This is a genomic window from Flammeovirga sp. EKP202, assembly GCF_014534745.1.
GTDB lineage: Bacteria > Bacteroidota > Bacteroidia > Cytophagales > Flammeovirgaceae > Flammeovirga.
Window position 1 is genome coordinate 43,194 of the sequence record NZ_JACVVP010000023.1, and the last position, 22,969, is coordinate 66,162.

Here is a 22,969-nt window from a genome sequence, read left to right on the forward strand (position 1 = left end):
TTGTGTTATGTTAATTTTCGTGTAATGCAATCAGCTTTTCTACTGTTTTCCAGTTTCTAGTGGTTGCCTCTACACCCAATTTCTTTTCAAAATACTGATTGGATAACTTGGATTGACTGTATTTTCCTTGGCAATGAATAAAGACGAAGCGATCATGAATAAAAAACTCATCTCCATTAACGGGGGAAACAATTTGCTCTAATTTATCTTTCTCAGGAATTATAGAGAGCACCGTAAGGTGTAGACTATCTATTGATACGTTTTCTCCAAAATAGGGGTTGAGTTTTACAACATTTTTTAATGTTTGTAAATCCACCGTAATGACCGGTACATCAAACCCATATTGTTCTTGAATTCTTTCTTTGATGACTTGAGAGAAATCTGCTTCAACAATTGCTTTACTTTGAAATAGAACGTTACCAGACTGAATATAAGTTTGTAGCTCTTCCACCTCTTCTTTTTGATAGAGTTCCTTTAAATCTTTCATTAAGATTTTTCGCCTGCCCCCTACATTGATTCCTCTCAATAAACTGATGTATTTATGTTTGCCCATTGTATTCAGTTTTCAAAATTGACATTATTATTTTATCATGAAATGCACCATCTCTCAACGCTGCATTTCTTAAAATACCTTCTTCCTTAAACCCTGCTTTGGTATAAGCAATAACTCCACCTTTGTTGGGTACTGAAACGGTTAACATCAATCTTTCCAACTCCTTTTCTTCAAAAGCAATTTTTATAATTTGCTTTGTTACTTCAGTTCCAACTCCTTGTCCCCAATAGGTTTTATCTCCAATGAAAATATAATATTCTCCTGATCTATTAGTGCTTGAAAAATTAGATATTCCCGCGTAACCTATAAATATTTCGTCAGCATAAATACCCAAAGAAAGCGTTTTGGCATCCCTCAATACTCCTTTAAACCAAAAATCTATCTCTTCTTCAGTGTTGAGTTTTTGAAAAAGAGATAGAGAATATTGGATTACTTTAGGATCATTCAACCATTGATAAAAAGAGTTGACATTCTCTTTCTGTAATGGCTTCAACTGTATTACTCTACGTCCCAATAGTAAAAATTATGTTCTGTGTCTAATTTAAAATCAACAGCAGGATACAATTGATTTCCTACCGTATTTGTTTTTTCTGTTTCTAAAATCACCCCTGCTGCACCTGAAACTTTTGCTAAGTTTTTGGCTTCACCCATCAACAATTTCGATGCTCCTTTTCCTCTATGTGATGTTGCCACAAAGAGGTCATTTAACAACCAAAGTCTTTTCATTCTAGTTGAAGAAAAAAGTGGATAGAGCTGTACAAAGCCAATTAAATGTCCTTCCTCTTCTGCGACATAAATTACACTTTCACCTCTTTCTGTTCTTTCTTGCAAGAATTGTTTCGCACCTTCAATATCACTTTCTTGTTTATAAAAAACTCTATAGGCGTCAAACAATTCTGCTAATTGATCAAAATCTGTAAAATTAGCTTTTCTAACTTTCATAAGATGGAGCTTTTAATTCTTTTCTAAAACAAACACTATCTTCATTACCAATATACTGACCATAATTTGGCGTTTTATCAAAACCATATTTTTCGTACAAACCGATGGCTTCTGGTAACATCAAACCGGTCTCTAAAACCAATGCTTTTAAATTCATGGCTACTCCCCACTCTTCCAATTCTTGAAGTACTTTAGTTGCAATTCCCTTTCCCCTCTGATCCTGTAACACGTACATTCTTTTCACTTCAAAAATTCTCTCTTCAAACTCTTTCATGGCACCACATCCCACTACTTTTCCATCACTGTAGGCCAATACTACATGGTCAATATCCTCCAAGCCATTGAACTGCATATAAAACTCATGGTCCTCACCATTTCTCACGGCAAGGTCTTGGTTTAAAAGATTTACCATATGTAAAAAATCACGGTGTTTTGCGTCTGTCTTGATAAGAGTAATCATAATTTCACTTTGCTTCTAGGTTTTCAACTATTTCAGGAAAAACATTTCGAAACTTTAGGGCTTGTTTAATATGACCTAAATGATGGTTACAGTGCCAAGCATAAATGCCGATATTTTCCTTTAAGCTCGTTTGTTCTTCAGATTCTGGATGGAAAAAAGTTTTGTTTAAATCTTCCTTGGTCAGTCTCTCTAACAAATATGTCCATTTTTTATGAAGAAATTCAATCATCTGTAAAGTATCTGAGAGATCTTCCTCTTGACTATCTACCAACTCCGCCCATCGATCTTCAAAATAGGGTCTTATAGAAGGGTTCTCTTCCGTCAAGGCCAACTTGAATCGTATATAACTATTCATATGACTGTCAGCACAGTGGTGTACTACTTGTTTAATAGCCCATCCTCCAGGTCTGTAAATGAGGTTGAGTTCTTCTTTTGTTAGATTTTCTACTAGCTTTTTTAGTCGAATAGGGAATACTCTTATTTCGTGTATCCAAAGTTTAATTTGATTTTCATGGATATAAGCAGGGACTTCAAATTGTCCAAAGGGGAACTTTAATATTTCTAGAGTGGTGAAAGAGTTGTTCATAAGATCAGTGTACTTTTATATTACTTAATAGCTGTGCTATTGCTTTTGTGTCTTTTCCTGTTTCTTGATAATGCTTTTGCACAATTCGTGCTACATTTTCAGAGTCTTGATACCTTCCTAATTTATAATACAAATGTGCTTGAGTGTCTAAGTAGTTATAGGAGTTTTTCTTTGATATACTAAATGTCACCCATTTCAATGCTTCTTGTAGCTGTTCCACATTATCTGAATGCTGATAATAATACCAAGCCCAATCGTTGCACTTTTTTAACTCCGATGCATTAGGTTTAGACTGTATGTAGCGGAAATTGTTTTGAATGGATTCAAATGCTTTTTCATCATAACCCATAGAAAGAAAAAAGCGAGGTTCATAACTAAAAGCCATACGGAGTGCTATTGTATTGGGAAGCACTTCTTTTAATTGAGCCATCTTTTCTTCAAAAGAATGTACATCCTTTACTTCCATAGAAGACGAAAGTGTATTCTTTGCTAATCCTCTATAAATTTTATTCATTTTTTGAGGAGAAAAAATATCAGCAAATAGTGGTTTGTATTTCACAAAAAAGCAGAATGCTTCAGAGTTGACATCCGAGTTATATAATATCTGACTCACTGCCGATTGTACTTTTTTATCCTTTAGATCTTCTGGCTTTAATAATGTAAATAATTTATCATTTGTAGCATGATCCATCGCACCTACATCGTAAGAAGCTAATGTATAATTTAAGTATTCATTGAAAGTTAACTCTTCTCCTTGTTCAACTTTTTTCTTTAAGGTATACAGCTGAAAACTGGGAGATAGGGCCTCTTCTCCTTTTTCTAAAAAAACCTTGGGAGGTAATTTCCCTTTCGCTTGATGAAGAATTTTTCCAGCGGATGAAAAATATAAATGTGCTGGAAACGATCGAATATTATAATTGGAACTAATAAAACGTCCAATTTCCGATTGAATATCCACTTTATAATTCACAAACTGCTCATTATAAAAGCGTGCAACTTCTTTGTCACTATAAACATGACGGTCCATTTCTTTACAAGATTCGCAATAAGGCGTATTGACTCCAACGTACACCTGCAAGTCTTTCTTTTTCGCTTCCTTAAGTACTTCTTCCCATTTGCCTTCAAAAAAATCAACCTGCTGAGCAGTTAGGGGATGCACTAAAAAGACCCCTATCAATAATAATAATTGTAGCTTGATCATTGGTAATGGTTTGCTTGAGATTTCCGATATATAAACTCCACGTTGATTATCAATTGGTTCTGTCTTAACTAATCTATCCATTTCATCTCATTATTAATAGATTAGAAAAAACGCAATACACAAATTACATGTTGTGAGAAATAAATAAAATCAATTTGAAATCACTGATAATCCGTTATTAAATGTAAACACAAGATACATTTTTAGAGCATGCGTGTCAATGTGTGTTATAATTCTTCTTTATTTTCACACTTTATTCCCCAAGGAATGTACCTTTGTGGAAACATAAATTTTGAGAAAGTGACATTTGACGAATTAAAGCTGAATAAATTTATTCTAAATGCAATTAATGATTTAGAATTTATCAATGTAACTCCTATTCAGGAACAGGCCTTTCCGGTCATCGGAGCAGGAAAAGATATGATTGGTATTGCCCAAACAGGTACAGGTAAAACGATGGCCTATCTTCTTCCTATTCTTCAAAATTTAAATTTTTCCAAACAATATGAGCCTAGAGTACTCATTATTGTGCCTACCAGAGAACTTGTAGCTCAAGTAGTTGAAGAGGCTAAGGCACTTTCTAAATATCAATCCTTGAGAATCTTAGGGGTGTATGGCGGTGCTAATATCAATACTCAAAAACAATATGTCAACGAAGGTGTCGATATCCTAGTAGGTACTCCGGGTAGAGTATATGATTTAGCGTTGTCTGGTGTTTTGAAATTAAAAACAATTCAAAAATTTGTCATTGATGAAGTAGACGAAATGCTTGACCTTGGTTTTAGACCTCAGCTGACTCGTTTGATGGATTTACTACCTCCTCGTCGTCAAAACATCATGCTTTCAGCCACTATCACTGATGATGTGGAAGAGATCATTAAGACCTTCTTTAGAAAACCTACCAAAGTAGAGATTGCAAAAACGGGTACTCCTGCTGACAAGGTAACACAACGAGCTTATCATGTGCCCAATTTTTTCACGAAGGTCAACCTGTTGGAATATCTTTTTGCCAATGAACCTGAAATGGAAAAGGTATTGGTCTTCGTTAGAAATAAAAAATTAGCAGATCGCCTTTATGAGATGATCGAAAAGCTATTTCCTGAAAAAGTAGGAGTTATTCACTCCAATAAATCACAAAACTACCGTTTCAGAATGGTAGATGAATTTGATGAAGGAAAACTTAAAATTCTTGTCGCTACAGACATCATTGCAAGGGGACTTGATATAAAAGGCATTACGCATATTATCAACTTTGATACTCCCGAAATTCCAGAGGAATATATCCATAGAATTGGTAGAACAGGTAGAGCAGATGAAAAGGGATTGGCCATAACATTCATCAATGAGGTAGAACAGGAATACCAAATGATGATTGAGGAATTAATGAAAAAGCAAATTCCATTAGAACCTATGCCGGAGGAGGTAAAAGTATCAGATATTTTTACAGAAGAGGAAAAACCTAAGCTTTCTACTAAAAATTACTTCGTTACAAAGAAAACCAATGAAGCTAGTGGAGGCGGTGCTTTCCATGAAAAAGTAGGAATTAACAACCCTGCCAACCAAACAAAAAAGGTACACAGAGGACCAAAGAAAACCAAACCGGTCAACAGAGGAAGGTTGAAAAAAAAGTTCAGAAAAAAATAAATGCTAAAACAAATAGTAGCATAAAGGGTGAGAGGAATAATTGCAATTTCCTCTCACCCTTTTCATTTTTAGCTACTTGAACCCAAAGTTACTTTTTGTCGCTTACCTTCCCTCTCAATCATCAAGACTTTGGAATTACTATTATCATTCATCAAACGAAAACTGCACCACTCCTCTTCGGTAATTTGCTCTAAATTAACTCCGTTGATTGAAATAATTTTGTCATTCAATTGTAAACCTTTTTTAGAGGCTTCTGATTCCTCATAAATATTATTGATATAAACACTATTTTCATGATCATATCCCAAAGAATACCCAAAATCCTTTTTAGACTTTTCTGTAAGATTATTCTTTTTCAAGTAGATCTCTCTTTTTTCCCAGTCCAGAATAACATGGTAATGCTTAAAGATACCATTCCCCACTAGGTTGCTTCCTTTACCTTCAAAAACTATATTTTCTTGCATGAAGTCAATTCCTTCTCCCAAAGAAAATTGGTCTACGGTTGCTTGGTAAGTTACCTTAGGTTTTCCATCTCCATAGAGACCTGCACTTGTAGTACCATACCCTTTTTTTATAGGAGTATCACTCATTTTCTTCATTTTGTCCTCTGCTAAACATATTGTTCCTCCAAAACCAGAATCGATTGTTGTATTTAATATTTTATGCCCATTCAAGTAGGTGAAGATAGAAGGAACTCCACCAAAACCTTCAAAAAACTTAATAGAATGAAAACCTTCCAACGGCTTTTCTAAGCTTGCTAGATCATTTGCTACAACAATTTCTTTTTTCTCATAATCAATATACCAAGTAGCATGTCGAAATAAGTTACTTCCCAACAACCCATCCGCATCAAGACATTTGATTGTAGATATAGTGTTTAGGTCCATTACCATTGCCCCCACATCTGAGAACACTGCATCACCAATTTCAATATTATTCACTTTGGTAAATTCCTGTTCTTTATAGCTATTGTTTACATCATAGATCTTACTCGTGGTAATCGTTTTAGCATCTAAAGATTTCATTATTTCTGAAGAAACAATACAACTTGGAGCTCCGGTATCAAAAATAAATTGGTAGGGTTTATCTTTAATTTTTGCTTGAATTATGATAATTCCCATTTTAGTTTCAAAAGGAATAATTGTTCGAAATTTTTCAGTGGCATGTCCAGAATTAATCACCGACATCAGTTTTCGATTACAAGCACAAAGGGATAGCAATAGACAGAAGAATAGAATTTTCTTAAAATATAACATAGTTAATAGTTTGTTTTCAACTATTAAACATGACACCAAACGTGAAGATTAGGTTGTAGAAAGAAGTGAAGCATTCAATTTCATCAAAAAAAGAGTGATAAAAAAAGTAAACTACTACTTCTTTCATCACTCTCTTTATTATTTTAATTAGATGGTATTACCCTTTTCCCCAAAGAAATTCTAAAGTATAAGGACTTCCACCAGAAGTAAAAATAGAACCATCTACAAATCTGTACTTTTCATTAAGATCAGCAATTTCTCTTAAATCCCAAGGCGTTAATTTGATTTCAGTCGAAGCTAAATTCTGACGTAATCTATCTTCATGTACTGATTTTGGAATCGCTACAGTTTCCCTACGGTTGGCCCACGCAAGCATTACCTGAGCAGGGCTTGCATCGTGCTTATCTCCTATTTCTTTTAGAAGGTCATTTTCTAATAAGATGGGCGGATTAGCTCCGTCTTCAAACGACAAACTATCTCTTGTTCCTAAAGGTGAATAAGCCGTTAGAATGATATCGTGTGCATCAGCATATTCCATCATTTTCCTTTGCTGATTGAGAGGGTGCATCTCAATTTGATTAATGACAGGAGCTATTGTAGCATTGGTAAGTATTGTTTCTAGATTTTCAATACTAAAGTTAGATACCCCAATGGAATGTGTCTTCCCATCAGCAACCAATGTTTCCATTGCTTTCCAAGTTTCAAGAATCGGTGCTTCTCCTGCCGTCAGAAACTCCTCTCTTTTTTGGGTGAATTGAACCCCTGGCTTATAAGCGATGGGCCAATGAATTAGGTAAAGGTCTAAATAATCTAATTTCAGATCCTGTAATGTCTTGTTTATGGCTTTGGGCACATCTTCTTTTAGATGGGCATCATTCCATAATTTTGAGGTAATAAAAAGGTCTTCACGTTTTACAATACCTTCGTCAATACATTCTTTTATGGCATCTCCTACTTCAGGTTCATTTCCATAAATTGCTGCACAATCAATGTGTTTATACCCTATTTCAATTGCTTTTTTTACAGCTTTAAATACTTCTCCCGGCTCAGATTTCCATGTTCCCAATCCGATAGCAGGGATTTCTTTTCCATTATTTAATTTAAAGGTTTTGCTCATGTGTAATATAGTTTTCCTAATAGTTTTTGCATTATTAATATACGACTGATTAAGTTGATAAAAAAGGACTGTTTTTATTTTATCTCAATAAAAATTCAGAATAGGAAAGTAACTATTCAAGAAAAACTTCTTAGCTTTGAGTCCTGAGTATCTGTTACTAACATTATTCTTCACAAAAACTAAAAGGTCTAAACTAACAAGGAGCATTATTAAATCTCTCAAGTGTCAAATTATATTCATCATCTTTTACTTTCGAATAATAATCAACAAATACTCATTATTTAATCTTTTTTTCATCTAATCCAACTCAAAAGAATGGCTAGACTAAGCATATTAAATCTTACAAAAACCTACGATAATGGCGTAAAAGCTCTTAATAACATCAGTCTAGAAATAGAAAGCGGCATGTTTGGGTTATTAGGCCCAAACGGTGCAGGAAAATCGTCTTTGATGAGAACAATTGCCACGTTGCAAGTACCTGATCAAGGGAGTATTACGCTTAACGGCATTGATGCACTCAATGAACCTGAATCCTTAAGAAGAGTTTTGGGGTATTTACCTCAGGAATTTGGGGTTTATCCTAAAATTTCAGCCGAAGAACTACTCAACCATATTGCTGTACTTAAAGGAATTTCAAAAGCTAAAGAAAGAAAAGAACTAGTCGGTTACCTACTACAAAAAGTCAACCTCTACGAAAAAAGAAAAAAGGCTGTAAAAAGCTTCTCGGGAGGCATGAAACAACGAATAGGTATTGCTCAAGCTTTAATTGGCGATCCTAAACTGATCATTGTAGATGAGCCTACTGCTGGACTTGATCCTGGGGAAAGAAATCGATTTCATAATTTATTAGCCGATGTAGCTGAAAGCGTTATCGTCATTCTTTCTACTCATATTGTAGATGATGTAAAAGAACTTTGCTCTGATATGGCCATTATGAATGAAGGAGAAATCATGTACAAAGGTTCTCCACAAAATGTATTGAGTGAGTTAGAGGGTTTGGTTTGGGAAAAAACAGTGGAACGTAACACTATAGAAACATACCAAGCACAGCATAAAGTTATCTCTAATAAAATGAACTCTGGTAAGTCTGTAATCCATGTGCTTCATCATGAACAACCTGAAGAGGGTTTTATTCAAGTAAAACCTGATTTAGAAGATGTTTTCTTCGCTAAAACATCCGCTTCAATTATTGCAGACTAAACCCACTATCAACATGTTTAAAGAATTTTATGGTAGAGAAGTTAGGTCGGCACTTCAACAGCCCATGATCTACGTTTTCTCTCTTTTATTAGGAATACTAGTTTTTGCAGCCGTATCGAGTGACAGTATTGTCATTGGCGGTACCATTGGTAATATACATAGAAACAGTCCGCATGTGATCATGCATATGGGCTTAATATTCTCATTATTAGGTCTTTTTATTGCTACTGCATTTTTTAATAATGCGGCATTAAGAGACTTCAATAATAATTTTGATGATATACTGTTTACAACACCCATCAAGAAAAAAGATTACTTCTTAGGTCGATTTTGTGGTGCGTTTACATTAGCAATTTTACCATTTTTAGGAATATATATAGGTTTTATTCTTGCCACCTTTATTGCTCCTGCCATGGGTTGGGTCGACCCAGAAAAAATGGGACCTATCTCTTTTTCAGGTTTCTTTGCTAATTATTTTTTAGTGATCATACCTAATATTTTTATTTCTGGTGTAATCATCTTTTCTATTGCCTCTATTTCAAGATCTACGGCTGTCTCTTTTGCAGGTACAATGCTCCTATTTATAGGTTACAGTATTGCTTTATCCTTAAGTTCAGACTTAGAAAATGAAGTTTTAGGTGCAATGGTGGATCCTTTTGGTTTGTCAGCCTTTGGGTTGGATAGTAAATATTTCACACCTCAAGAAAAAAATACACTGACACCAAGTTTCAATAGTTTTATTGTCTACAATAGAATTTTATGGATCATTATCAGTTTTGTACTTTTAAAACTCTTTTATGGGTTTTTCTCTTTTGAAAAAAGGGGTAGCAAATTCAAAAAGAAAACAGAAAAGGCGGTTAAAAAGGAAAATGTCACTTTCCAAAAACCTATGACCTATAGTCATTTTTCGCAGTTTACCGACTTTGCTCAATGCTATAGTTTTACAAAGATTCATCTGAAAAATATCGTTAATAGTAATACATTCAAGATCTTATTGCTATTTAGTTTTGTACAGTTAGCTGCTATTTTGAAAGAGGGCTACGAATATATGGGGCTTCAATCATATCCGGTGACGTATATGGTAGTGGAGGATATTCAAAATAGTACGTTGATTTTCTTATTGATAATAATGGTCTATTATGCTGGTGATCTTCTTTGGGAAGATAGAGATCATCATCTCAATGAAGTGATTGATGCCAGTCCGCATAGCCCTTATATTTCTTTGTTTGCCAAGTATTTTGCAATCAATACTAGTATTTTTATCATTTATGCTTGCCTATCAATAGTGGGTATACTTTACCAACTAGGGTCTGGATTTACTGCCATTGATATTGATGTTTATTGCCTTACATATATCCTGAACATCATGCCAATGATTGCTACCTGGACAGCCGTATTAATGCTCATCCATATCCTAGTCGATCATAAATTTATTGGATTTGGAGTTTCTATTGTGATGCTTTTTGCAATAGAACTAATGTTAAATGCTTTAGACATTTCTTCAAGAATGCTTGATATTGCAAGTGCTCCAAAAATTAAATTCTCGGATATTAGTGGATATGGTCCTTCAGTGATTTCGGCTATTTGGTTTAATGCATATTGGGTTCTCTTTGGTATCATTATGCTATTGGTGGGAGGTTTACTTTCTAGTAGAGGCACCACACATAGTTTACTGACTAGAATCAAGAGAATTCCTCAAAAAACGGATGCTAATTTTATCGGTGCTGTTGGAACGCTATTTATTGTTTGGGTGAGTATCGGAAGTTTTATCTTCTACAATACTCAGATGATGAATACTTATAAAACAGAGGAAGAAACCGAACTGCTTCAAGTACAATACGAACAGAAATACAAGCAGTACGAAGACATGACTGCCCCTAAAATTGTAGACATTGAATACAACGTAAATATATACCCTGAAGAAAGGAATATTTATACGGTTTCAAACCTAAAAGTAGTCAATGAAAATAAAGAAAGTATTGATACTTTGATGTACTCTTACAATAATGAGTGGGAAATACAGTTTGAAATTCAAAATGCGATAGAAATTCTTGATGACAAAGAGTTAAGTGTTAAACAGTTTGTATTACAAAAACCATTACAATACAAAGACTCATTGGAAATTGTCATTCATGCTAATTATATCACAAAAGGGTTTAAGAACAGCGGAGAAGATATCATGATCTTAGAAAATGGTACATTCTTTAATAACCTTGTTTTCTTACCTTTCTTTGGATACAATTCCTCTGTAGAATTAAGTGATCGTTTCAAAAGAAAGGAACATAACCTGCCGCCAAGGAACCGTATGCCTTTACTCACAGAGCATTGTAGTAAAGCCTGTAATCATAACTATCTTTCTAGAGGACAATCTGATTGGGTGAATTTTGAGACAACCATCTCAACATCTGCCGATCAAATGGCTATTGCTCCTGGTAATTTGGTCAAACAATGGACAAAAAATAATCGAAATTTTTATTCCTATAAAATGGATCATAAGGCACTGAATTTTGTTTCCTTTAATTCAGGAAGATTTGAAGTGGCAAAGAGAAATTGGAAGGGTGTAAGCATGGAAGTATACCATGATCAAAAACATGGCGTGAATGTAGATAAAATGCTCCTTGCTATAGAAAATTCATTAAAATATTATACTGAAAATTTCGGTCCTTATTATTTGAAACAAGCACGTATCATCGAATTCCCAAGATATGCAACCTTTGCCCAAGCATTCCCTGGAACCATGCCTTATTCAGAAGCTTTTGGTTTTATTGTAGACTTGGAAAATGAGGAAAAGAATAATGTAGTTGATGCTGTCATTGCACACGAGATGGCACATCAATGGTGGGCTCATCAAGAAGTTAGTGCCAATGTGCAAGGTAGTACATTAATGACTGAAAGTTTAGCGGAATATTCTTCTCTGATGGTCATGAAAAAATCTTCGAATAATGATGATATCAAAATGAAAAACTTCTTGAAATATGATTATGATCGTTATTTAACAGGAAGAAGTTTTGAAAGAGAAAAGGAATTACCGTTAAAAGAAGTTGAAAATCAAAGTTACCTTCATTATGGAAAGGGAAGTGTAATTATGTACGCTCTTCAAGACTTTATAGGAGAAGACAGTGTCAATGCGGCTTTAAAAAGTTTCCTTGCTGAATACAGGTATAAGGCACCTCCATACCCTACTTCCAATGACTTTTTGAGACATCTTCAACCTAAAATTCCGGATTCATTACAGTACCTTATCGGAGACTGGTTTGAAGATATTACGTTATATGATTATAGAATTAAGGAAGCCTCACTAAGTGAAATTAATGCTTCAACGTATGAAGTTTCATTACAAGTTGAAGCTAAAAAAATCAAATCTGATTCTATAGGTAATGAAGTCAATGTTCCAATAAAAGATTGGGTAGAAATTGGTTTTTATAAAGACCAAGATGAGAAAGAACTCTTCTATACGGAAAAGGTTTTTCTTCAAAATGAATCTCAAACCATTCAATTAAAATTACCTGAAAAGCCTGTAAAAGCAGCCATTGACCCTAAGAGGTTATATGTGGAAAGGGTAATTAATGACAATAGCAAAAAATTCTAGAATGTAGGAAAATGAAAGGGATAGAAATGTTTGTGCCACGGAACACTTCACATTTCTATCCTTTTTCTTTTACTATCACCCAAAACTCTAGTTCTAGTACTAAGAGAAGAACTATTTGGATTAAGACAAAATGAGCAATTTAAAATAGGTTGAAAAGTATTTGTTTTCTTTATTTTGAAACGTCCTACGATAAAAGTTTCATTATAAAGTTCTCTATTCAAATGAAGTACCTAACCCTATGTCTACCATTTCTCTTTATTACTTCTATTTCTTTTGCTCAGGAAATCTCTTCGACAGATAAAAAAGTCCATAAAAGAGAGGAAGCACATGGTGAACTTAAACATCACAGAATAGCCTTGCTTTGGGGGCATAGTTATGTTCCTAAGGGGTTTAACAATAATAATAGCACTAAAACATTAATCATCCCCACCATTGGTTTTGAATACGAATATTGGTTCTCACATCGTTTTGCGATTGGATTATCCAATGATTTAGAACTGCAAAATTATGTCATTGAAACAAGGGAAGGGGATGAACTTGAAAGAGAGTATGTATACATTGGAGCATTAATGGGATTTGTAGAGTTTGCCCACCTTTGGGTTTTTGGTATTGGTCCCGGAATAGAGATGGAAAAGAATAAAAATTTTGGAGTGCTCAAAATGTCTATTGAGAGAGAGTTTCCTATTGTAGGAAAAGGCGGATGGGATGTTACGCCTATGCTGAGTTATGAAATAAAATTTAGAGGAGAAGAAAAAGTTTATGACGCTATTACTTTTGGGTTTGCAATAGGAAAAAGGTTTTAATAAACCTTCTCACCCTATAAATACAAGCGTCATTTTGGATATATTCCAAAATGACGCTTGTGTTTTAAATAATTCCTACTCATTAGAAAAGAAACTGTTGTCTAGAAATTGACTTGCATTTGTAATCTTAAAAGATTACCTGCTTGGTCATTTATAGGATTCTGAGAATCAACGTACGTTCTATCGGCAATTACATACATTGCTACAAATTCAAACGCTCTATTAGGTTGCCACTCTACACCAATTTCTAAATCGTTTACTCTATAACTACGAGCATCTAACTCAAACTTCTTTCCACCATGGTAAGTGATATACCTTGTGAATGGGAAAAATGTGTGATGCTTGTAATTAAACTTACCATAAAGCATAGCATACCCCCCATGTAAGTTTTGTTCTTTCACTAAATTCGCTTCCGGGTCATATTCTGGTCCAATACCGTAATTGTATTCTGCTTGAAAACCGATGGGCTGTGGATACCAAACAAAAGTACCTCCTACCCTTCTATCGTTAAAATTATGACCTGCTGCGTATATAATTTCTTTTTCTCCATTGTTATCAATTTCTGCTTGCAAACCTTGAGAAGTGGTTGGTAAAACATATTTACCAGCATATCCGTGAACAGATAACTCCATAATTTGATTATTAGCAAATTGGAAAGGCCAAGACACTCTACCCACTGCATGTAAATTATCGTTTTTATCAGGAGTATTAATTCCTTGACCATTGAATACACCTAGTGCAAAAGTACCATAGTTACCACTATGTTTTAGGTTTTTATCTTTCATGTATTCATAAATCTTTCTCACTTTTTGTGGAGTATGATATAAAACAGCCATTAAATCACGCTCATTGGGTAAAGCGGAGTTGATAGGATCTGAACGGTCTAAAGGAATACGGAACTGAGACGATTGCATATTTTCATATCCAAAAGGCACCTTGCTTTGCCCCACTCTAAGCCATGTCGATTTATGGTGATCAAAATATAAGTCCATGTAGGCATCTCGCAGTGTTGGAGTACCTGCAAAATCCGCTTGCATATAAACATAAACGTTGTCTAATAACCAACCGCTTACTTTCAAACGTACTCGTCTTAGAGATATTCCCTTGTCTGCTCCCCAGTTTTTATCCATCTGAGGTACTGACAAATCAGGGTTTGTCTCAAAAAGTCCGTTATATCTCGCTTGGATATAACCACTTACTTTTATTCTGTCTGTCCAATCTTTGGGTAAAGACTGTTGAATAAGTCCTTCACCATCTTGGTCAGGATTGAATAAAGAATCAATTTTTACTTCCTCATTTCTAAATGAATCTTGTGCAAATGATAAAGAGGCTGTTGTAACTATAAAAAGAAAAGACATCGTGAATCTTTTCCATGAAATTGTAAGTAACTGTTCCATTAATATATTTCGATAATGTGTTTGCGGTTGCAATGTTAAACCGAAATATTTTACATCCCCACTAAAAATCAATAATTAATATTGAGTTAACATTGAATACATTTTAAGGAAATAAAAATGAATATTTATGTACTTAATGTTGCTGTGTATTAGATTTAAAGAATAATAAAATGCACAAAATCAATAATCACAAAATCTCAACAAGCTATATATCAGCAAAAAACGTATTAATAACATTTAAACAGAAAAACCTTAATATTTAAATTTTAACTTTAAAGTTATTTACAATTCACTATATATACATTTAAAGCGCGTTAATGTTAACTATATATTAACAACGTTAAAATTAGAGGTGTAAAATCACTTTATATTGATTTATTATTACAAAATATATTTACTTAACACATTATTAACATTTAAATAACATAACGAAACTTAATACCCTAACAACAATCTTTAAAACTCAAAAACAAACTAAATAATTCATTTACAAATCATTATATATGAAGTTCCCATCAATTATCAATTGACAATTGATAGTTCAAAATAGATAGGTAAACATGCCTTTATACAACCTTCTTTGAAATAGAATGATACACCACTAAGAAGTCACTATATGATAAATTCTTAATTACTTTATACATGATAAAACGTCGTTAATCTCGAATTTTAGACACAAAAAAAGCCACCCAAAACGGGCGGCTTCAAATGCTTTTATATAACTAGCAAAAATTATTATTTCTTATTTCCTGAGAATTCAGAAACCCAGAGATTAACAGTTCTTCCAAGTCTCATTTTAGGATATCTTCCTGTTTCCTCATTCATATTTGGAATAGGTGATTGTCTTACTACAACACCTGGAATAGTGTCATATTGAACATACTTCACTTTACCTACACCTAAGCCTAAACCATACAAAGTGAATTCAGCGTCTCCTTCAGTCATACCGATTAGGTTAGGAACTTGTGTCAGTGGATTACCCATACCATCACCTACTACTAAATCAACCTCTGTACCTTTCAATACTTTGAAACCTCGAATTAACTCTTCTTTTGAAATAGATTTACCTTTATATTTCACTTCTAAGACGTTGTTCACAAATTGGTCTGGCTTTCTATTAATTGAACCTATTTTCAAACCTAAGTTTTTAATTCTCACTACTGCATTTTTCAATGAGCCATCAATCAAATCAGGTAACTTAATTGCTGCAGGCTTAGAAGGGTTCACGGTCAAGTAAATCTTTCTATTGTCTTTTACCTTCTCACCCGCCAAAGGTGTTTGAGACAACACTGTAAGGTAAGGCAAGTCGGGGTTATAATTGACAGCTGCAGAATCAAAAACTTCAAAACGCAACCCTGCCGATTCTAATCTCTTGGTTGCATCCTCGATCGATAAACTATCGATATCGGGAACAGTTACAGTTTGTCCATGCTTTGTTGATGTTGGGAGATATAAATAAAAAAACATGATCGCCAACAAAAAGGCGGCTGCGACCATTAATACCACATTAATCAACAATGCAGAAGGAGTATCTCCAAAAATTAACTTTTTCAGTTTGTCTTGATCCATAATTAATTTAGCTATGATTGAAGTACTAGATTTTACCTAGCACTTAGCTTCAGTTCTCTTTATTCCGTAATCTAAAATACTATCGATAAAATCAAAAGGCTTGTAGCCGTTAATTGCAGCTTGGTGGAAAATACAAGTAGCAGGTGTCATCCCTGGTAGCGAGTTTACTTCAATGACGATAGTTTCTACTCTCTTTGTTTCTTTCCAGATACGCACAAATGCGTCTATTCTACAATAACCTTGAACATTTAATTCTTTCGCTACGTGTTCCAAATCTTTTCTCACTGCATCAGAAATCCATTTCTGCTCATCTGCGTTAGGTGAAAAACGAGGTGGTGTAATATTTTGACCTTCTCCTGCTAAGAATTTCTCTTCTAATGATAAGATCTCACCACTTGCTAAAGCCTCTGAAGGTTCAAATACTTCATATGTACGTGATCCATCTTCATGCCATTTCGTAAGCATACCCCCTGTAATCTCCAAGAAATGATCTGAATCCAGTGGACTGATCAATTCTTCAACAAGAATGCATGTCTTACTTGGGAACTCCTCATTTTTATCCAAATCAAGCTTTATTCTTAAGCTTTCTTCTACTTCATCACTTTCTCTGAAAATTGCTTCGGCGAAGTTTTCAAGCTGTGTTCTTGACTTGATCATCATTACTGCAGAACTACAACCATCATCTGCAGGTTTTGCAATTAGAGGATATCTGAAATCCTTTTCTACTTGATCAATAGCAGCAGAAGGGTTCGATAACCAATCCTCTTTTTGCAATAACATATGTTCAGCTACAAAAACTCCTGATTTACGAAGGATCTCAGTAGTCATGTATTTATCAATCGTTATTTCTGAACTATCAACATCAGAGCCATTGTAAGGAATTCCTTTTATGTTTAAATGTTTCTGTACAGCACCATCCTCACCAGGTCTACCGTGCAAGGCAATAAATACTGCATCCACTCTTTCCTTTAACAGGTCGTAGTTCAACGTTTTAGGATCAAAACAAGCATCTGCCGCATATTTTTGAGTAATTGGTTTGGCTTTCTGAATCGCCTCTACCAACACATCGTGTTTCTCACCATTCAAGGCCTGATTGATCTTTAACTTGATATCATCAGCATTATCCTTTAGCATGATATTAATCGGCAATTCATACAATTCATGCTGATCATGCGATCCCGTTAAAAATATTGGAATAGCTTCATATTTATCTGATGAAGCTAATTTCTCATAGATATTTCTTCCACTTTCAACAGAAATATGACGTTCCGAAGAATAACCACCCATGATTACCCCTACTTTCTTCGTCTGCTTATCTGCCACACTCAAAGCCTCGATCTGATGATCTAAGTTTTTCAACATCGGCTTTGCCACCCTTGTGTTCTTACCTGAACGAATTCTGCAAGCCAACGATGTACGAATAATGAACGTCAAGAACTGCGATGGGTTTAATCCAATCTCAGCTGCCTGATGAAAGAAAAACGAAGAAGGCATCATTCCAGAAGTCGTGTTTGGATCGTTTAAGTAAACTGTTCCATCAGCTGTAACGAACCCGTCAATTCGAGCATAAACATCAAACTGTAATTTCTTATATAAGTTTTCACAGTCTAATTGAATCTCTCTTACCTTTTCAATAGGTAGATCAATCGGTGTTACTTTACGACTCATACCTGGAAGATATTTTGATCTATAATCAAATACACCTTCATTTCCTCTTACAATTTCAGTAGGAGGAAGAGCAAGAGGATTACCATTTTCGTCTTCAATGACAATACATGAGAATTCTCTACCCTTTATATGTTCTTCAATCAACAATGCCTCTTCAGCATCTAAAGATTGAAGTGCTACAATTTCTTTATTATTAGAAATCAACTGCTCATTGAGGTACTCCAATAATGATTTTGGATCATAAATCACCAAATCATCATTTCCTAATACATAAACTGGCAGGCCAATTCCAAGACGTACATCCGTGAAATCATGAATGTAACGCACTCTTGCATCTTCGTCTAACCCTTTCCAAAAAGATTGCTCCACTTCTTCGATGAAAAGTGATTTTTTAGCTGCCTTATGGAAAGCTTCTACATTATCCTCTTTTACAATACTTACACCCAATGAAGAACCTTGTCTTGGTGCTTTCACTACCAACGGCATTCCCAATTTATCTTTTAAAGATTGGAAAGTAGTATTGATTTTATCAGAAGATAAATCTTCCTCTGTGATCACATCAAAAGAAGGAGTTGTTAACTGTAAGTCAGTAAAGAGTTTTTTTTGCGTAATCTTGTCAATTCCAATTGCAGATGATAATACTCCTGCACCAGAATAAGGAATATTATACCATTCCAAAAGACCTTGTAAGTTTCCATCTTCACCATAAGGGCCATGCAGCGCCAAAAAGGCAAAATCAAATAATCCTGCAAAATCACTTGGATTTACTTTCTTACCTACTTTTGATGCCATATCCGCAGCCTCTTCCTCAGAAAGCTTACCTAAAGATTCCACATACATCTGAAATCCTTGTAACTCACTTGGAATGCTACTTACAGGTGGATAAAAATCTCTTACAGTACCTTTATATACATATGACCAATCTAAATGAATAAAATGGCCTAAACTATCTACAAACATTGGAACAGGTTCGAAAAGTTGTTTGTTTAAGTTATCATAAACAGTTCTACCACCTGCAAACGAGATTTCGCGCTCTCGTGAAATACCTCCAAAAAATATCCCTACTTTGATCATGATATCATTTTTTCTGTTTCCCAAGAAAGTCAAAGGCTCTTCCTCTGTTTTCTCTAGGCAATTACGTCTCAAAAATACAAGAAAATTTATTATCTAATAGCACTATGCTTCACCTTGTAAGAGTTTGTTTATAAAAATAGGATTCATTCATGATAATTATTTCACTTTCAATTGGATTAAGATGAAAATTATATGATTTTGTAAATAATTATTTAAACTTTACAAGGACATATTATGTGTAATTATTTCAAACTACTACTAACTACTGTACTTTTCTCCTCAATTTTTTCAAGCTGTCATAAAACAAATGAGGCACAAGTCAGTAAAGCAGAACAGCAAAACACCAATCTAGACATCTTTTTCGACAGTGTTTTTAATGCTGATTTAGAGCAAAACCCTGAAGCAATGACCTACAGGGGTGACAAACGCTTTAATGATCAATGGAACGATCATTCTGAAAAACAATTCTTGAAGAGTGTAAAAAACAAAAGGAATGCCCTTCGAAAAGCCAATGCATTTCAAAGCCCCAACTACACTGAAGACAGAGCATTAAGCTTAGAGTTATTTAAGTATGAGCTTGAACTTGATTTGGAAGGAGAACGGTTTCATCAGTATGATTACGTTTTCAATCAAATGTATGGAGCACAAAGTAACCCTGCTTCTTTTTTGATTGGTTTTCATCAAATCAGCACTAAAAAAGATGCTGAAGATTATATCAGTAGGGTAGAAAAAATCCCTGGGATGATGGAGCAACAAATTCAAAACGCTCTTCAAAGTGAAAAAGAAGGTTTTATACTTCCAAAATTCCTTTTCAGCAAAGTGTTGAGTGATTGCAATAATCTTTTAGAGGGAAAGCCCATTTCAAATTCTGAAAAAACACACCCTATTGCTCAAGACTTCTACACTAAAATAGATCATGTAGAGCTCAATGAAGATGAAAAAAATGCGTTGATCGAAAAGTTCAATGTTGCCATGCAGCAAAACTTTGCTCCTACCTATAAAAAGTTGATCCAGACACTACAAGAACAAGAAATAAGAGCCAATAATGATGCAGGCGTTTGGCGCTTAAAAGATGGAGAAGAATATTATGCTTATTGTCTTAAAAAAATTACTTCTACCAACTTTACAGCAGAACAAATTCATCAGATGGGATTAAGAGAAGTAGCTCGAATTCATGGAGAGATGAATACCATCAAGAAAAATGTAGGCTTTACAGGAAGTCTTTCAGAATTTTTTACTTACATGAAAAATGCCCCTCAGTTCTATTATCCTAACACGGATGAAGGTAAAAAGGCTTACTTAGCAGATGCTAAAAGCATCATTGATGCCATGAGAAAGCAGCTCGACAACCTTTTCATCACAAAACCTAAAGCACCCATTGAAGTCAAAAGAGTAGAACCTTTTAGAGAAAAAACGGCAGGTAAAGCATTTTATAATTCTCCAGCTGCAGATGGTTCTCGACCGGGCTATTACTATGCTAATCTTTATGACATGAATCAAATGCCGAAATATGAGATGGAAGCATTGGCTTATCATGAAGGAATACCGGGTCATCATATGCAAATTGCATTAACAAAAGAACTAGAAAGCCTCCCTGAATTTAGAAAAGAAGCTCATTATACAGCCTACATTGAGGGTTGGGGACTTTACTCAGAACTTATACCGAAGGAACTTGGGTTTTATAGTGATCCTTATTCTGATTTTGGACGTTTGGCAATGGAACTATGGAGATCTTGCCGATTGGTAGTAGATACTGGAATTCACGCTAAAAAATGGACTAGAGAGGAAGGAATAGCTTACTACGTCAAAAATACGCCTGCGGCTTATGGGCAATGCGAAAAAATGGTTGATAGACACATCGTTATGCCCGGACAAGCAACAGCATATAAAATTGGATTAATGAAAATTTTGGAATTAAAAGACAAAGCAAAACTTGAAATGGAAGATCAATTCGATATCAGAACTTTTCATGAAGTGATACTATGCAATGGACCTCTACCACTATCCATTTTAGAAAATTTAGTCGATGATTACATCCAAAAAAACACAGCAACTTTATAATTATTAATTTATAATTCAATAGACATCCATTACATTAGATCTCTAAACTCATTTAATGTAATGGATTTTTTTATGTTGTAAAATTGATCATTCACATATTATCATTAATAATTGTCCTTATGTCCATTGGTCTTAAAATAGCATTTTTTACACTTTGTTTTTTATTTCATAACTATAACAGTAGTGCACAAAAATCAATGCAACTGATTTCTTCATTTGCACAATTCTTAGAAGAAAAATCTGACAAGTCCATTTATCCTGATCAATATCATTTTGATTTTGCTTTTAAGATAAAACAAATTGGCCCTACAGAAAGTATAGAGTACTACATCTTAACATCAGAAAAAGAAGAGTATTTTGCTATGACTTCTCAATTGGAAGGAAATGATGTCATTATTTTTGATATCAAACTCAATCAAATGATTGTTGTTTGTCATTTAGATAGTAGTCAATATGCTATCTGTGGTCCTCTATCCTTTTTTGATTCAAACAAAAGTATTTCAGAGAAATATAATTTTATTGAAAATGAACCTAATGTATTTGTAGATCATGACAACAAACTTGAAATTGTACTCACACAAGACTCAAAGTTTAATAATTATGGATTAAAAAAAGGTTTTTGGATGATAATTCAAGAATCTTCTTCCTTAGAGACACCATTATCAGAAAAAGGTATTATTTTAAGAGTAAAGAAGATGGATGACAAATCCAATAAAAGCACTAGCTATACCGTTAATGAAAGAAATGATATTAATATCAACTATTCTATTAAAATGAGTAAACTATTAGATTTTAGCATTTTATCGGATTCCTCTTTTCAAAAACAAAAAGATTAACCACTTACTTCTCTAAAAATTTATCAACCAAATGCTTGCACTCCTCTATATTTTAGGATTCATTGTTGTAATGCTCCCAATAATAGGTATTTACTTTTTGTACATGCCTACCCTTTCTTCTTATTCCAATACAGCAGCGAATGATATCCAATCAAGTGCATCTGAATTAGAAAAACATGTAAGAGCACTGTGCTCAACGAGTGATTATAGAAACTATAAAAACAAAGACGCTCAAAAAGAAGCTGTAGATTATATTTTTGATCAGTTGAAGAGTTTTGGGTATAACCCCATCATTCAGAACTTCGAAGCAGCTAAAGAAGAATATAAAAATATAATTGCATTCTATGGAGATCCAAACAAAGAAAGAGTTGTAGTGGGAGCACATTATGATACTTTTGGAGATCAACATGGTGCAGATGACAATGCAAGCGGAATCGCTGGTATGATTGAAATTGCTCGTTTATTACAACAGCATCAACCAAAATTAGATTTCTGCATAGAATTAGTGGCGTATGCCAACGAAGAAAGACCTTTTTTCACTACTAAAGGAATGGGAAGTTATGTGCATGCAGAACGAAATGTAAATGATAATGTGAGAACGAAACTTATGGTTTGCTTAGAAATGATTGGTTATTTTAATGATCAGCCAGGAAGCCAAAGTTATCCTATTAAGTTTTTGGATAAGCTATATCCTAAAGAAGCAAACTTTATAGCAATTGTAGGAAACCTTTCCAATCATTTTGCTGTAAAGGAGTTAAAACAGGCAATGAAAAAAACATCAAAAACACCTATTTATTCGATTAATGCTCCTTCCAATATCAGAGGTTTAGCTAATTCTGATCACAGAAACTATTGGCACTTCAACCAAAATGCTGTTATGATTACAGATACATCTTTTTTTAGAAACCCCAACTATCATACTAAAAATGATACACCTGAGAGTTTGGATTTCAAAAGAATGAATGAAGTAATCAAAGGTACTTTTTATGCAATAACTCAAATTTAATCTTTAA

18 protein-coding genes are annotated in these 22,969 nt (G+C 34.2%); 7 read left to right on the forward strand and 11 right to left on the reverse strand.

All coding sequences use genetic code 11. The features are described from left to right. Window positions 1-10 precede the first annotated feature (10 nt). The 6 genes from IC221_RS15290 to IC221_RS15315 are packed head-to-tail and all read right to left on the reverse strand — an operon-like array spanning window position 11 to window position 3,823. On the reverse strand, window positions 11-553 hold the full coding sequence (locus IC221_RS15290; RefSeq protein WP_188169800.1) for a DUF1697 domain-containing protein: 543 nt from the start codon (window positions 551-553) through the stop codon (window positions 11-13). Continuing rightward, on the reverse strand, window positions 540-1,067 hold the full coding sequence (locus IC221_RS15295; protein WP_188169801.1) for a GNAT family N-acetyltransferase: 528 nt from the start codon (window positions 1,065-1,067) through the stop codon (window positions 540-542). The genes IC221_RS15290 and IC221_RS15295 overlap by 14 nt, the downstream gene beginning before the upstream one ends. After that, window positions 1,052-1,495 (reverse strand): GNAT family N-acetyltransferase, encoded by a 444-nt coding sequence (locus IC221_RS15300; RefSeq protein WP_188169802.1) that lies wholly within the window; start codon window positions 1,493-1,495, stop codon window positions 1,052-1,054. Before IC221_RS15300 ends, IC221_RS15295 begins: the two co-directional genes overlap by 16 nt. Next, the gene (locus tag IC221_RS15305; protein WP_188169803.1) at window positions 1,485-1,955 is read right to left on the reverse strand and encodes a GNAT family N-acetyltransferase; all 471 of its coding nucleotides are present in this window, start codon (window positions 1,953-1,955) and stop codon (window positions 1,485-1,487) included. Before IC221_RS15305 ends, IC221_RS15300 begins: the two co-directional genes overlap by 11 nt. A 4-nt stretch (window positions 1,956-1,959) precedes the next feature. Next, on the reverse strand, window positions 1,960-2,541 hold the full coding sequence (locus tag IC221_RS15310; RefSeq protein ID WP_188169804.1) for a YfiT family bacillithiol transferase: 582 nt from the start codon (window positions 2,539-2,541) through the stop codon (window positions 1,960-1,962). 4 nt (window positions 2,542-2,545) lie between these two features. Beyond that, a complete protein-coding gene (locus IC221_RS15315; protein WP_188169805.1) occupies window positions 2,546-3,823 on the reverse strand; it encodes a thioredoxin family protein in 1,278 nt (425 codons plus the stop codon). A 219-nt stretch (window positions 3,824-4,042) separates the two neighbouring features. Between IC221_RS15315 and IC221_RS15320 the strand changes: the two genes are divergently transcribed. Then, window positions 4,043-5,386 (forward strand): DEAD/DEAH box helicase, encoded by a 1,344-nt coding sequence (locus tag IC221_RS15320; RefSeq protein WP_188169806.1) that lies wholly within the window; start codon window positions 4,043-4,045, stop codon window positions 5,384-5,386. A 68-nt stretch (window positions 5,387-5,454) separates the two neighbouring features. On the opposite strand, the gene IC221_RS15325 is transcribed toward IC221_RS15320, so the two are convergent. Both IC221_RS15325 and IC221_RS15330 read right to left on the reverse strand, forming a co-directional pair. Continuing rightward, window positions 5,455-6,642, reverse strand: coding sequence for an aspartyl protease family protein (locus IC221_RS15325; RefSeq protein WP_188169807.1), 1,188 nt, complete (start codon window positions 6,640-6,642; stop codon window positions 5,455-5,457). 157 nt (window positions 6,643-6,799) lie between these two features. Then, window positions 6,800-7,759: an aldo/keto reductase gene (locus tag IC221_RS15330; protein WP_188169808.1), complete on the reverse strand. Its 960-nt coding sequence runs from the start codon at window positions 7,757-7,759 to the stop codon at window positions 6,800-6,802. A gap of 315 nt (window positions 7,760-8,074) precedes the next feature. Here IC221_RS15330 and IC221_RS15335 point away from each other — a divergent pair, with 315 nt between their 5' ends. From IC221_RS15335 to IC221_RS15345, 3 genes are all read left to right on the forward strand, one after another. Further along, window positions 8,075-8,959: an ABC transporter ATP-binding protein gene (locus IC221_RS15335; RefSeq protein ID WP_188169809.1), complete on the forward strand. Its 885-nt coding sequence runs from the start codon at window positions 8,075-8,077 to the stop codon at window positions 8,957-8,959. A 13-nt stretch (window positions 8,960-8,972) separates the two neighbouring features. Next, window positions 8,973-12,548 (forward strand): M1 family aminopeptidase, encoded by a 3,576-nt coding sequence (locus tag IC221_RS15340; protein ID WP_188169810.1) that lies wholly within the window; start codon window positions 8,973-8,975, stop codon window positions 12,546-12,548. 221 nt (window positions 12,549-12,769) lie between these two features. Next, entirely contained in the window at window positions 12,770-13,351 is a 582-nt protein-coding gene (locus IC221_RS15345) for a hypothetical protein (protein WP_188169811.1), read from the forward strand. 101 nt (window positions 13,352-13,452) lie between these two features. Here the strand turns inward: IC221_RS15345 and IC221_RS15350 are convergent, their stop codons facing one another. The 3 genes from IC221_RS15350 to IC221_RS15360 form a co-directional block, all read right to left on the reverse strand. After that, on the reverse strand, window positions 13,453-14,748 hold the full coding sequence (locus IC221_RS15350) for a porin (RefSeq protein WP_223241398.1): 1,296 nt from the start codon (window positions 14,746-14,748) through the stop codon (window positions 13,453-13,455). A 735-nt stretch (window positions 14,749-15,483) separates the two neighbouring features. Beyond that, window positions 15,484-16,317 (reverse strand): PASTA domain-containing protein, encoded by an 834-nt coding sequence (locus IC221_RS15355; protein WP_188169812.1) that lies wholly within the window; start codon window positions 16,315-16,317, stop codon window positions 15,484-15,486. A gap of 36 nt (window positions 16,318-16,353) precedes the next feature. Then, window positions 16,354-19,131: a D-alanine--D-alanine ligase gene (locus tag IC221_RS15360; protein WP_367397774.1), complete on the reverse strand. Its 2,778-nt coding sequence runs from the start codon at window positions 19,129-19,131 to the stop codon at window positions 16,354-16,356. Between the two features lie 162 nt (window positions 19,132-19,293). Here IC221_RS15360 and IC221_RS15365 point away from each other — a divergent pair, with 162 nt between their 5' ends. The 3 genes from IC221_RS15365 to IC221_RS15375 all read left to right on the forward strand — a co-directional run bounded on the left by IC221_RS15365 (window position 19,294) and on the right by IC221_RS15375 (window position 22,962). Further along, on the forward strand, window positions 19,294-21,120 hold the full coding sequence (locus IC221_RS15365) for a DUF885 family protein (protein ID WP_188169813.1): 1,827 nt from the start codon (window positions 19,294-19,296) through the stop codon (window positions 21,118-21,120). Window positions 21,121-21,317: 197 nt separating this feature from the next. Next, window positions 21,318-21,956, forward strand: a complete 639-nt coding sequence (locus tag IC221_RS15370) for a hypothetical protein (RefSeq protein ID WP_188169814.1) — start codon at window positions 21,318-21,320, stop codon at window positions 21,954-21,956. 31 nt (window positions 21,957-21,987) lie between these two features. Continuing rightward, entirely contained in the window at window positions 21,988-22,962 is a 975-nt protein-coding gene (locus IC221_RS15375) for a M28 family peptidase (RefSeq protein ID WP_188169815.1), read from the forward strand. The last annotated feature ends 7 nt before the right edge of the window (window positions 22,963-22,969 follow it).